The 12,777-nt window shown below is 67.2% G+C and carries 11 protein-coding genes; 5 read left to right on the top strand and 6 right to left on the bottom strand.

Annotated elements, in window-relative coordinates:
* The first annotated feature begins 30 nt into the window (after positions 1–30).
* Complete coding sequence (locus OSB52_RS02740) at positions 31–1,464, top strand: APC family permease (RefSeq protein WP_235724123.1); 1,434 nt, start codon at positions 31–33, stop codon at positions 1,462–1,464.
* A 170-nt stretch (positions 1,465–1,634) separates the two neighbouring features.
* Here the strand turns inward: OSB52_RS02740 and OSB52_RS02735 are convergent, their stop codons facing one another.
* The 5 genes from OSB52_RS02735 to OSB52_RS02715 form a co-directional block, all read right to left on the bottom strand.
* Positions 1,635–3,239: a 4-coumarate--CoA ligase family protein gene (locus OSB52_RS02735; protein ID WP_266060061.1), complete on the bottom strand. Its 1,605-nt coding sequence runs from the start codon at positions 3,237–3,239 to the stop codon at positions 1,635–1,637.
* Positions 3,240–3,410: 171 nt separating this feature from the next.
* Positions 3,411–4,028 (bottom strand): type III secretion system chaperone family protein, encoded by a 618-nt coding sequence (locus OSB52_RS02730; RefSeq protein WP_266060060.1) that lies wholly within the window; start codon positions 4,026–4,028, stop codon positions 3,411–3,413.
* Positions 4,029–4,075: 47 nt separating this feature from the next.
* Positions 4,076–5,422 (bottom strand): D-inositol-3-phosphate glycosyltransferase, encoded by a 1,347-nt coding sequence (mshA, locus tag OSB52_RS02725; RefSeq protein ID WP_235724126.1) that lies wholly within the window; start codon positions 5,420–5,422, stop codon positions 4,076–4,078.
* Between the two features lie 92 nt (positions 5,423–5,514).
* Entirely contained in the window at positions 5,515–6,702 is a 1,188-nt protein-coding gene (locus OSB52_RS02720) for an NAD(P)/FAD-dependent oxidoreductase (protein ID WP_235724127.1), read from the bottom strand.
* A gap of 10 nt (positions 6,703–6,712) precedes the next feature.
* On the bottom strand, positions 6,713–6,907 hold the full coding sequence (locus OSB52_RS02715; protein ID WP_235724128.1) for a ferredoxin: 195 nt from the start codon (positions 6,905–6,907) through the stop codon (positions 6,713–6,715).
* A 166-nt stretch (positions 6,908–7,073) separates the two neighbouring features.
* On the opposite strand from OSB52_RS02715, the gene OSB52_RS02710 reads away from it, so the two are divergent.
* Positions 7,074–8,282, top strand: coding sequence for a PucR family transcriptional regulator (locus OSB52_RS02710; protein ID WP_235724129.1), 1,209 nt, complete (start codon positions 7,074–7,076; stop codon positions 8,280–8,282).
* On the opposite strand, the gene OSB52_RS24770 is transcribed toward OSB52_RS02710, so the two are convergent.
* The gene (locus OSB52_RS24770; RefSeq protein WP_235724130.1) at positions 8,265–9,689 is read right to left on the bottom strand and encodes a fatty acid desaturase; all 1,425 of its coding nucleotides are present in this window, start codon (positions 9,687–9,689) and stop codon (positions 8,265–8,267) included. The two genes, OSB52_RS02710 and OSB52_RS24770, sit on opposite strands and share 18 nt — an antisense overlap.
* A gap of 194 nt (positions 9,690–9,883) precedes the next feature.
* On the opposite strand from OSB52_RS24770, the gene OSB52_RS02695 reads away from it, so the two are divergent.
* From OSB52_RS02695 to OSB52_RS02685, 3 genes are all read left to right on the top strand, one after another.
* Entirely contained in the window at positions 9,884–11,140 is a 1,257-nt protein-coding gene (locus tag OSB52_RS02695; RefSeq protein WP_235724131.1) for a cytochrome P450, read from the top strand.
* Positions 11,137–11,727 carry a TetR/AcrR family transcriptional regulator gene (locus OSB52_RS02690; protein ID WP_235724132.1) on the top strand — a complete coding sequence of 197 codons (591 nt, stop codon included), beginning with the start codon at positions 11,137–11,139 and terminating at the stop codon, positions 11,725–11,727. Before OSB52_RS02695 ends, OSB52_RS02690 begins: the two co-directional genes overlap by 4 nt.
* A 96-nt stretch (positions 11,728–11,823) precedes the next feature.
* A complete protein-coding gene (locus OSB52_RS02685) occupies positions 11,824–12,777 on the top strand; it encodes a metal ABC transporter solute-binding protein, Zn/Mn family (RefSeq protein WP_235724133.1) in 954 nt (317 codons plus the stop codon).

Raw genomic sequence — 12,777 nt, 5'->3', positions numbered from 1 at the left:
ACCCGACCAAACGGGTCTAGCTTCACACTCATGACCGTCAGCGCGGATTCCGGCGCGACCGGCGCCGCCACACCCCAAGAACCCCAACTCAAACGCGTCCTCGGCTGGAAGCTCCTGCTGCTCTTCATCATCGGCGACATTCTCGGAACCGGTGTGTATGCCCTCACCGGGCAGGTGGCCGGCGAGGTCGGTGGCGCCGCGTGGCTGCCGTTCCTGATCGCCTTCGCCGTGGCCACGCTGACCGCATTCTCCTATCTCGAGCTGGTCACCAAGTATCCGCAGGCGGCCGGTGCCGCACTGTATGTGCACAAGGCCTTCGGCGTGCACTTCCTGACCTTCATCGTGCTGTTCACGGTGATGTGTTCAGGAATCACCTCGGCGACGACGGCCTCGCGCGCCTTCGCCGCCAACATGTTGACCGCATTCAGCGGAGGTGACGAACCCGACTCGACGAACCCCGCCCTGCTGTTCTTCGCGATCGGCTTCCTACTACTGGTGATGTTCATCAACTTCCGCGGTGTCGCGGAGGGCGTCGGCACCAATGTCGTCCTGACCCTGGTGGAACTGTCCGGCCTGCTGTTGGTGATCTTCATTGGCTACTGGTTCATCATCGGCGGCAATGCCGAACACTGGGATGCGGTGATCGCGTTCGAAACCGCAGCCGACAAGAATGCCTTCATCGCCGTGTCCGCGGCGACCGCGTTGGCGTTCTTCGCCCTGGTGGGTTTCGAGGACTCGGTGAACATGGCCGAGGAATGCAAGGAACCGACCCGCATCTTCCCCAAGGTGATGCTGACCGGGTTGGGGATCACCGCGGTGGTCTACGTGCTCATCGCGATCGCGGCGGTCGCCATCGTTCCGGTCGGCGACCTCGCCGAGAGCGACACCCCGCTCGTTCAGGTGGTGGAGGCGGCGGCGCCCGACTTCCCGATGACCGAGCTGCTGCCCTGGATCTCGATGTTCGCCGTCGCCAACACGGCCCTGATCAACATGATGATGGCCAGCCGGCTGCTCTACGGCATGGCCAAACAGGGCGTGCTGCCCCGGTTCCTGTCCTACGTGCACCCCGGCCGCCGCACCCCGTTCGCCGCCATCATCTTCACCACCGTCATCGCGCTGTGCCTGCTGGTCTACGTCAGCGCCGACCCCGACAGCAACGTCGTCGGCCTCCTCGGCGGCACCACCGCGCTGCTGCTGCTCGCCGTGTTCACCGTCGTCAACATCGCGGTCCTGGTCTTGCGGCGAGACAAGGTGGAACACAAACACTTCCAGACCAACGTCGTGTTCGCCGTCCTCGGCGCCGTGACGTCGGGGGCACTGACCCTGCCGTTCGCGCGCGCCGACAACGAGCAATACGTGATCGCCGGCTGGCTACTGCTGCTCGGCGTGATCCTGTGGGCGCTGACCTACTGGTGGCATCGCCGCCACCCGGTCGGTGAGGCGCACCTGGAGGATGTGGGCTGACAGTTACGAGTGGGTCGCGTTTGACAGCCTTTCGCGTTGAGTGGGCGCTGTTTTTCGTTGAGTGGGCGCGGAAGTTGGGGTCGAACCGCGCGTTAGGCAGATCGCCGCGCCCACTCAACGAAAAACAGCGCCCACTCAACCTCCGTGCTGGGCACGCTGGGTGCGCAAGCCTACTTGCGTAGGTCCTTCCGCAGGATCTTGCCCGAGGCCGACTTGGGGATCGCCTCGATGAACTCGACGGCGCGAACCTTCTTGTGCGGGGCCACCTTCGCGGCCACGAACTCGATCACCTCGTCGGCACTCAGCTCCGCACCGGCCTGGGTGACCACGAACGCCTTCGGAATCTCCTCACCGTCGTCGTCGACGACGCCGATGACCGCGGTGTCGGCGATCTGTGGGTGCGTCAGCAGCAGGGCCTCGAGCTCGGCGGGCGGCACCTGGTAGCCCTTGTACTTGATGAGCTCCTTGAGCCGGTCGACGATGTAGACACAACCGGTCGGGTCGACCTGTGCGAGGTCGCCGGTGTGCAGGTACCCGTCGGCGTCGATGGTGTCGGCGGTGGCCTGCTCGTTGCCCAGGTAGCCGAGCATCACGTTGGGCCCCTTGACCCACAGCTCGCCGGGCTCCGAGAGCCCTTCGGTCGGCAGGCCGATCTCGTCACCGGTCGCCGGGTCGACGATCTTGTTCTCGGTGTTGGGGATCGCCCATCCGGTCGACGAGAGCGGCGGCTCGTCGTAGCCGAGTACCGCCTTCGTGTCGATGGGGATCAGGTGACTCACCGGGGAGAGCTCGCTCATGCCGTAGCCCTGCAGCATGTGCAGGTCGAGCCGCTTGGCGACGGCCTTGCCGAGTTCGTCGTCGAGTGGCGCCGCGCCCGACATCATCACCGTCAGCGACGACAGATCGTAGCTGTCGACGATCGGGTGCTTGGCCAACGCGACAGCCACCGGAGGCGCGATGTAGGCGGTGGTGACCTTGAAGTTCTGGATGTTCTCCAGGAACTCCACGAGGTCGAACCTCGGCATGATGACCAGCCGACCACGGTTGTAGAGCGCCGCGTTGAGCAGCACCGTCATGCCGTAGATGTGAAAGAACGGCAGCACCGCGATCACCACGTCGTCGGCGGTCATCCCCTGCAGCGGTTTGATCTGCGCGACATTGGCGACCAGATTGCGGTGCGTCAGCGCCACGCCCTTGGGGTTACCGGTGGTGCCGGAGCTGTACGGCAGCGCCGCCACATGGGTGGCCGGATCGATGGTGACCTCGGGGGCCGGCAGATTCGGCGCGAGCAGGTCGACGGCGTTGGGATGCCCGGTCTCCTTGAGCCCCGCACCGTCGAGGATGATCAGGTTCTCGTCGGAGATGCCCACCTCCTTCGCCGCGGCCTTGGCCTGGTCGGCCAGCGGCGAGATCGTGACGAGCATCTTGGCCTTGGAGTCGGTGAGCTGCTTGGCGATCTCCGGCGCGGTGAACAACGCGTTGATCGTGGTCGCCGTGCCGCCCGCACGCAGGATGCCGTGGAAGACCGTCGCGAACGCCGGGATGTTGGGCGACAAGATGCCCACCACGTCGCCGACGCCAATGCCCTTCGCCCGCAACGCACCGGCCGCCGCGTGGATCTGGCCGATCAACCGGGCATACGTCGTCTCGTCCCCCGACTTCGGATCCACCAGCGCGACCCGATTCATGTCGTCGTCGCTGATCGATCCGAACAGGAAGTCGTAGACCGTCTGGTTCGGGATCTCGACATCGGGGAAAGGACTCGTGAAGCTCATGACACCTCCGTTGGGGAACACCGGACCGCAATCGTAACAACATTCATTGTCACATCAGTGGAAACGTTGCCCGATTCACCCGATTCGACGCGTTCGGGTGATCGACACCGAACAACTCTACGACGAGCGAATCCGCGGGTGTGATCCGGACCACCATCACACCCCGGGGGCTCAGTCCTCGTCGTCGGCGAACCGGTCGCCGGAGCGTTGCGCCGCCGCGTCGGCCGCGGTGGTCTCGCCGGGCACATAGCGGCCGGCCAGTGGCTCTCCCGGTTCGGGCAACGAATCCTTGTCGATGAGGTGCTCGAAGGCGAGCAGGTTGCGCAGCGACTCCCCGCGCGACACCCGCCACGCCCATTCCCGCTGAATGGAGGTGAGGAAGCCGATCTCGAGCAACGTGTTGAAGTCCCCGTCGGCGGCCTCGAGGACCTGGCCCAGCACGCGGTCGATCTCGTCGGCGCCCAGCGCATCGCCGGAGATCCGACCGACGAGATAGATGTCGCCGGTGTTGTCGATGGTGTAGGCGACGCCGTAGAGCCGCCGGTTGCGTCGCAGCAGGTAGCGGTACACCTGCTCATGATTCTCATCCGGCCGCCGGCAGACGAAGGCCTCCACGCGCACCCCGTGCGGCCCCGCGGTGAGCAGAACAGTGGTGGTCAGCTTGCGTTCGCCGGGCAGTTCGACGACAAAATGCTCGGCCTGCGCGCCGCCGGCATCCCGGCGACTGAACTCGATATCTCGCTCGGTCAACGTCGATCCGAGTAGGTCGACGATCTCGGCCTGGTTCACACGATCACTCCCCTATGCTCATCAACCGACTTGCTGGGCTGCCAGACTCATTGCCCTACGGCAACTTTCGGTCGAACGCGGCGCCACCTACGCGCCGCGCGCCGTGCGGAGGCCGCACCGATGGACCCCGGATTGCGCGCGGCGAAGGATGCCATCGCGGCCGAGTAGGACGCCAGCAGGTCGTCGGCGGTGTGCTCCCAGGAGAACTGCTCCGCGTGTGGTCGGGCGTTGCGACGCATCGCGGCGAGCCGATCGGGGGTGGCCAGCAGTCCCTCGATGGCCGCGGTCCATTCCTCGACGTCGTGGCCGTCGACGAGCAGACCCGAATGCCCGTCGGCCACGGCCACGTTCAGGCCACCGACATCGGCGGCCACCACCGGCGTCCCACAGGCCTGTGCCTCCACGGCGACCAGACCGAAACTCTCCGAGTAGCTCGGGACCGCGACCAGATCCGAGGCGCGATAGATCTGGGCGAGCCGCGGGGACGGTTGCGGCGGAAGGAAGCTCACCTCGGCGCCGATACCGAGATCGTCGGCGAGATCCATCAGTGCCGTCGGACGATCGAGGCCACTGCCCGACGGCCCGCCGACGATGAGGACCCGCACCCGACGACTCGACCGACGCGCGCGCTCGATGATCGGCGCGGCGGCAGCGAGCAGGACGTCCGGCGCCTTGAGCGGCTGAATCCGTCCGACGAAGGTCAGAATCGTCTCGTCGTCGCGCAGGCCCAGTTCGGCGCGGGCCCGCTCGCGTGACCCCGGCGCGTAGACGCCGAGATCGGCGCCGGGATGGACCACGTCGATGCGGTCGCGGTCGGCGTTGTACATCGAGACGAGTTCGGCGGCCTCGGTGTCGGTGTTGACCACCATGCGGTCGGCCTCGTCGACGACCTGCTGCTCGCCGATCACCCGCAACATCGGTTCGGCGGTGTCCCCCTTGGCCAATGACGCGTTCTTGACCGCGGCGAGGGTGTGCGCGGTGTGGACCAGCGGGACGCCCCATCGGTCGCGCGCCAGCCAGCCGACCTGCCCGGACAGCCAATAGTGGGAGTGGATGAGGTCGTAGTAGCCGGGTTTGTGCATGGCCTCGGCTCGCAGCACGCCGGCGGTGAACGCACACAACTGTGCCGGTAGATCGCGTTTGTCCAGCCCCTCGAACGGGCCGGCGACCACATTGCGCACGGTGATCCCCGGCGCGGCGGACACCAGCGGCGCATCAGACGAAGAGGTGGCACGCGTGAAGATCTCCACCTCGATACCGCGCTGGGCCATCCGCGTCGCCGTCTGCCAGACGTAGACGTTCATTCCGCCTGCGTCACCGGTTCCCGGCTGCGCCAGCGGGGAGGTGTGCACGGAGATGAGTGCGACGCGCCGCGGCATCGGGGGGCTACTCATCCCCCCATCGTAGAGAAGCGATCGTTTCGGCTTCGTGTGACCCGCAGCCACCTGGGTTGACGCTCGACATCGGCGACCGGGGCGCTGCGGGATCAGCCCTCGAACGTGGCCAGGGCGGCGTGCTCGGCTCGTCGACCCATCTCGCGGCGCACACGGGCGACGGCCCCGGGGCTGTCGACGCCCACCGCACCCACGATGCGATCTCGGTGACCGTAGACGACCAGACCGTCGTCGTCGCGACGCTCCTGAGCCGACCGGGTGTCACCGACGATCTGGATGCGGTGCCCGAACCAGTTCGACCAGGCGAACGGAACCGACGTGAACTCTTTGCCGGCTCCGGCGACGTTGGCACCGGCGATGAAGCCCGACTCCATGGCCGCCGTCCAGTGTCCGCCGGGTTGCCCGGGCACCGACGCGACGTCCCCGGCCGCCCAGACCTGCGCAACGTTGGTGGCCAGCGATCGGTCGCACCGGATGGCCCGCGAGTGCGGATCGATGTCGATCCCGCTGCCGACCATCCAGTCGGAGGACGGGCGGGCACCGACGCCCACGACGACGGCATCGGCGGCCAGGTGCCGCCCCGAATCGAGCGTGACGCCGCGAAGGCGCCCGTCCCGGACGTCGATGTCGACCGGCCGGGCTCCCAACACGGTGTGCACCCCGGCGTCGTGATGCAGAGCGAGCAGCATCTGAGCCGCCATCGGGCCCACCGATCGACCCAGCAGGCGGTCGGACGCACTGACCAGCGTGACGTCGATGCCGCGCGTCGACGCTGCAGCGGCGACCTCGCTACCGATGAAGCCACCGCCGACCACGACCAGGTGGCGGGCGGTGCCCAGGGCGGCGCGGATACGCAGCGCGTCGTCGTGGGTGCGGAGCTGATGGACTCCGTCGACACCGCCGAAGAGGTCGAGCGTCCGCGCGGTCGCCCCGGTCGCGATCACCACGGCATCGAAATCGATGCTCCCATCACTGGTGTGCACCCGCTGGTTGACGGCGTCGAGTCCCACGGCCGTGGTGCCCGTGTGCAGGTCGACGTTCAGCGAGTCCCACACCTCATCGCTGCGGAGTCGGTGCGGCTCGTCGCCGGAGCACGCCTGGAGGAACTGTTTGGACAACGGCGGACGATCGTAGGGCAGGTGTGGCTCGTCACCCACCATCGTGATCTCCCCCGACCAGCCGTGGGAGCGCGCACCTTCTGCCGCACGCACACCGGCCAGTGAGGCACCGACGATGAGCAGCCGCTGTCGGCGCGATGCGCGGGACTCGATCTCGGTCATCGGCGACGATTCACTTCGCCAGACGCAGCGCGGACATGGGACACGAGTCCACCGCCGCGGCGACGTGGGCGTGATCGGTGGGCGCGACATCGGACTGCACGACCTCGACGAACCCGTCGTCGCCGACCCGGAAGTAGTCGTCGGCCTGTGCCTCGCACATCCCGATCCCCTCGCAGGCCGGGCGATCTACGTGAATGACGCTCATCGTGTACCTCCTGATGTCTCATGGGTTGTCTGACGTTTCATGCGCGGCCGGGACACCAACCCGTTGCTGTCATCCTGACCTGAACGACGGCATCATTCATTGGGAAACTGGCCGATATTTCGCCGGTTCGATGTGAAATAGCACAAGGATCGTGCAGACTCGGCTGATGACAGACCTGACCGGCTGGCTTGAGGAATTCGCGTCCACCCAACGCGGTCCGGGGGAGATCGCCGAGTGGGTGGCGTCGACGGCCCAGGCGGTTCACACGGCCGTCGACCTCCCGGCAGACCTACACGCTCTCGTTCGCGACGCCGTCGAACAGCATTGGCTCGCATTTCTCGACGGAGTCACCAGCGACGTGGAGGCCGACGACGCCCTGGTCCCGGCGGCGCATGATCTGGCCGTCGACATCGCGCGCCATCACCTCGGTCTCCCCGTCTTGCTGAAGATCTATCAAGCCGCCCAGGAGGCTTCCTGGGACTACGCGGTCGGGGTGGTGGGCGACGCCTCGGCGGACCTGGACCACGCGGCCCTGCTGGTGTGGTTCTGGACCAAGGCCAACCGGTGGTTCAGCACCTCGGTGGAGCGCTCGGTGGCGGTGTTCACCGCCGAGACCGATCGGATCCGGCGTCGCGGGGATACGCAGCGATACGAGGTGGTGGCCGCGTTGCTGGCGGGCGACACCGTCGGCCAGTCCGAACTCTCTGCGCAGATGGGCGGTCACCCGATCACCGGGGTCACCCACCTCGCGCTGATCGCCCACGCCATGAACGCCGACTCGCTCGACACCCTGGAGCCGGCGATCACCGACCTGGCGAGCAGCGTGCCGGGGGCGCGGTTGGCCTTCGTCCGCCCCGGCGGTCGCGAGCTGTGGGCGTGGATATCGACACGTACCGGCCAGGTGACACTCCCGGCCGGGCCGCTCGATGCGACCGCCGTTCGGATCACGGTGGGCGGACCGGCGGCCGGCGTCGAGGGGTTCATCTCCGCACATAGGGATGCCCGCACCGCACAGCGGGTGGCCCTCTCGCCCGCTCGTACCGTGGCCGTGACCTGGTACGGCGACGTCACCGCACTCACCTTGTTGGCACTGGATCACCCTGCCGCAGAACGGTTCTGCCGGGACATGCTGGGCGGCCTGGGAGAGCCGGGGCACTCGCACCTGCGCCACACGGTGCGCACGGTGCTGACCTCGTCGGCGAACGCCGATGCGGTGGCGAGGAATCTGAGCGTCCACAAGAACACCGTCCGCTACCGGATTCAGCAGGCCGAGCGCCTGCTCGGCCGGCCACTGGCCACCCGAGCAGGCGATCTGCTCCTCGCGCTGGACTATTACGAGGCCTTCCTCGACGACGGGTCAGCCGACGGGGGGTGAACCCGTGGCCGACACCTGGACGAAGTCGACCTTCTCGCGCACACCGCAATCCGGGCAGCACCAGTCATCGGGTACCTCCGACCACGGTGTCCCGGCGGTGAAACCCTCGGCCTCATCGCCTCGGGCGACGTCGTAGGTGTAACCGCAGCCCGGACACCGAGCCGCGGCCACCCGGTCGCCGACGGACTGCCGGGTGACGTCGGCAAGAGCGTCGATGCCATCGGCTTCGTTGCGCGGCAGGAGGAACCGCTCGGCGAGTGCGGTGTAGCGGCCCGGTGCGACGTTTGCGCGCCGGAGATCGCCGTCGCAGTGTTCGACGACCCGACGGTCCATGACCCACCGCCACAGCGGCGGCACCAGCGCCAGCACGATCATCCCGGCATACCCGGTGGGCAGCGCCGGCGACTCCCGATAATCGCGCAGTACCTGATAGCGACGGGTCGGATGCGCGTGGTGGTCGCTGTGTCGCTGCAGGTGATAGAGCAGGACATTGGTGGCGATGTTGTTGGAATTCCATGAGTGCATCGGCAGCACGCGTTCGTACCGGCCGCTGTCGGTCTGCCGACGCAGCATCCCGTAGTGCTCCAGGTAGTTCACCGCCTCGAGCAGCGAGAAGCCGATCACCGCCTGCAGGATCAGATAGGGCAGCAATCCCGGCCCGAGCCAGATCACCAGCGGCCCCCACAGGGCCACGGTCATCAACCAGGCGTTGAGGACGTCGTTGCCGAGATGGAACGGGTGGGTGTTCTTGCGGCGGTAGCGCTTCGCCTCGATCCGCCATGCGCTGCGCACCGACCCGGTGACCGTGCGGAACCAGAACCGGTAGAAGCTCTCGCCCATCCGGGACGACGCCGGATCGTCGGGTGTCGACACGTTCACGTGATGACCCCGGTTGTGCTCGATGTAGAAGTGCCCGTAGCAGCTCTGCGCCAAGGCGATCTTGGAGAACCACCGCTCGTGGCTCTCCTTCTTGTGGCCGAGTTCGTGTGCGGTGTTGATACCCACGCCACCGACGAACCCCACCGTCATCGCGAGTCCGATGTTGTCGATCACCGACCAGCCCTGTGTCGCGATCAGGTACATCGAGACGATGAAGCCGAGGTATTGGATGGGCAGATAGGCGTACGTGACCCACCGGTAATACTTGTCGCTCTCGAGTTGCTCGATCACCTCATCGGGCGGATTGGAGGTGTCGAAGCCGACGAGCAGGTCGATCAACGGCACCAGACCGAGCACCACGATCGGGCCGGTCCACAGGAAGATGCTCCACCCGGTCAGTTCGTAACCGCCGACCGCGACGAACGTGAAGGACGGGACGACGAGCCCCAAGAGCCAGAGATAGCGCTTGCGGTCGCGCCACTGTTCGGTCGTCCCCGCGGCGACTGTGCCGCCGGCCTCCAATGACATGGTGTTACCTCCTACGACTGAGTACGTGGTCTCAGTTGTCAGAATGGCTGGGCGGCCGGTCACAATCACCGTGCAAATTGCCGAATCGGCCACCTCGCGTTGTGCGATCAGACAATGACCGGCGAATCAGCGACCTCCCGAGGAGCCAGCTCACGCCGGTTGACACTTTAGACGGAGTGTCTCACCATCGACGCATGAAGAAGGAAGTGTCGGATCGCATCGTGTTCTCGCTGCGTTCTGGACCGACATGGGCCGACCCGTATCCGATGTATGCCGCGCTGCGCGAGCATGCGCCCGTCCATCGCGTCGAACACCCCGACGACCCGGCCGCCGACTATTGGGTGCTGACCCGCCACGCCGACGTGCTCGCCGCCGCCGACGACACCACGACCTTCTCGTCGGCGCAGGGGTTGACCGTCACCTACGGCGAACTCGATGCCATCGGGATGGCCGACCATCCGCCGATGGTGATGCAGGACCCGCCCGCGCACACCGCATTCCGCAAACTGGTGGCGCGCGGATTCACCCCGCGGCAGGTGACCGAGGTGGAACCGGCGGTGCGCGAGTTCGTCGTCGAACGACTCGAGGCGCTGCGCACCGACGACGGCCCCGCCGACATCGTCGGCGAGCTGTTCAAACCGCTGCCGAGCATGGTCGTCGCGCATTATCTCGGGGTGCCCGAACAGGACCGGGACCGCTTCGACGGCTGGACGCAGGCCATCGTCGGCGCGACCTCGGAGGTCGGCGGGATGGCCGCGGCGGCGGAGTCGGCCGGGGCGGCGACGATGGAGATGGCGGCGTACTTCACCGAGCTCGTGGAGTTCCGCAAGCAGCACCCGGCCGACGACACGGTGTCGCAGTTGGTGCGCGCCGGTCTCGCCGACGATCCCGCACACGGGCTGGTGTCGATCCTGGCGTTCACCTTCACCATGGTCGCCGGCGGCAACGACACGACGACCGGCATGCTCGGCGGCAGTGTCGCCCTACTCGAACGCCATCGCGACCAGCGCCGACGTCTCGTCGACGACCCGGACCTGATTGGCGGCGCCGTCGACGAACTGTTGCGCCTCACCTCGCCGGTTCAAGGGCTGGCCCGCACCACCACCCGCGCGGTCACCTACCCCGACACCCCGGACGGCCCGATCACCATCCCGGCGGGCCGCAAGGTGCTGCTCTGTTACGGGTCGGCCAACCGCGATCGGCTGGCGTTCGGCGGCGACGCCGACATATTGGACGTCACGCGCCAACCTCGGCGGATCCTGACGTTCAGCCACGGCAACCATCACTGCCTCGGCGCCGCAGCCGCTCGCATGCAGGCCCGGGTGGCGCTGACCGAACTGCTGGCCCGATTCCCGAACTTCACCGTCGACCTCGACGGTATCGACTGGGCCGAGGGCAACTACGTGCGCCGACCCACCTACGTGCCGTTCACCTGCGGGATCGACCGATGAGCGAGAACACGGCTACGCGGGCGGCCTGGTTGGCGCCCGAACGCGCCGAGCTGGCCGCGGGTCGCATCCTCGACGTCGCCGAGCAGTTGTTCGTCGAGCAGGGCGTGTCGGCGGTGACGATGCGCGGATTGGCTTCCGCGGTCGGCTGCTCGCGGGCGACCCTGTACCGCTACTACCCGGGTAAATCCGAGGTGCTCGCCGCCTATGTCGACCGCGCAGCCACCGGCCTCGGCACCGCCGTCGCCGAGGCCGTCCACGATGCGCCGGACCCGGCGACGCGGCTGGTGAACGCCGTGCTGACGGCGGTGCGCGGGGTGCGGGACAACCCGGCGCTGTCGGCGTGGTTCGTCCCCGACAGCGCAGGCCGGTCGACGTCGCTGGCGCTGGTCTCCCCCGCGATCGAACACATCACCACCGAATTCCTCGCCGAGATCGCGCCGCACACCGCCGAATCCGACTTGCACGAGCGTGCCCGCTGGCTGGTACGGGTGATCGTCTCGTTGCTGACCAGTCCCGCCGAATCGGCCGAGGCCGAAGCGGCGCTGCTACACAGGTTCGTGGTGCCGGTGGTGTTGACGCCCGGGTGACCACTCCCGCCGAGCACGCCACCCGATTTCAGCGGTGCCGAATCGTCGCCTACACTTCTTTCGGTAACGATTGTCATTTGCGTGAGGCGGAGAACGATGAGGCGAACCCTGGCCACTGCGGCCGCATTGCTCGGCGCCGGCACCCTGGTGCTGGCCGGATGCTCGAGCGGCGACGACGCATCGTCAGACGGCAGGCCAATCGTCGTGACCTCGACGAACGTCTGGGGGTCGGTCGCCTCGGCGGTCGCCGGCGACAAGGCGACGGTGACCACCCTGTACACCAACAACGAGGGTGACCCGCACGAGTTCGAACCGTCGGCCGCCGACACCGCCACCGTCGCCGACGCCGACCTCGTGGTGCTCAACGGCGGACACTACGACCAGTACATGGAAGATGCCGTCGCCGGTGGCGACGTGCCCACCGTGAACGCCTTCGAACTGCTCACCGGCGAGGAACACGCGGCCGAAGAATCCGGTGAGTCCCACGAGGACCATTCCCACGACGAGTCGTCGCTCAACGAGCACGTCTTCTACGATCTCGCCGTCGTCGGCGAGGTGGCAACCCAGGTGGGCGATCAGCTCGCCGAGCTCGACCCGGCCAACGCCGACGAGTTCCGCTCGAACGCCGAGCAGTTCACCACCGAGATCGACGGCTTGCGTGATCAACTCGCGACCATCAAGGCAGATCACGACGGCACCGAGGTCGCCCAGACCGAACCGCTGGCCGGCTATCTCCTCGCCGAGGCCGGCCTCACCGACTCGGCGCCCGCAGGTTTCACCCAGGCCGTCGAGGAGGGCCAGTCACCGTCGGCCGCCGACCGCGCCGCGATGGAAGATCTGCTGACCTCGGGCTCCGCGCATGCGCTGATCTACAACACACAGGCGGTGGATTCGGTGACCGAGGCCGTGCTGGCGGTGGCGCAGCGTTCCGATGTGCCGGTCGTGGAGTTCACCGAGACGCTGCCCGACGGCACCACCGACTACATCGCGTGGCAGTCCGCTCAGATCGAGGACTTGAGCAACGCGCTCGGATCGCATGACGCACACTGA

The sequence above is a fragment of the Gordonia aquimaris genome (genome assembly GCF_026262595.1).
GTDB lineage: Bacteria > Actinomycetota > Actinomycetes > Mycobacteriales > Mycobacteriaceae > Gordonia > Gordonia tangerina.
The sequence above is the reverse complement of the archived record's forward strand: the minus strand, read 5'-3'. Positions and strand labels throughout refer to the sequence as shown.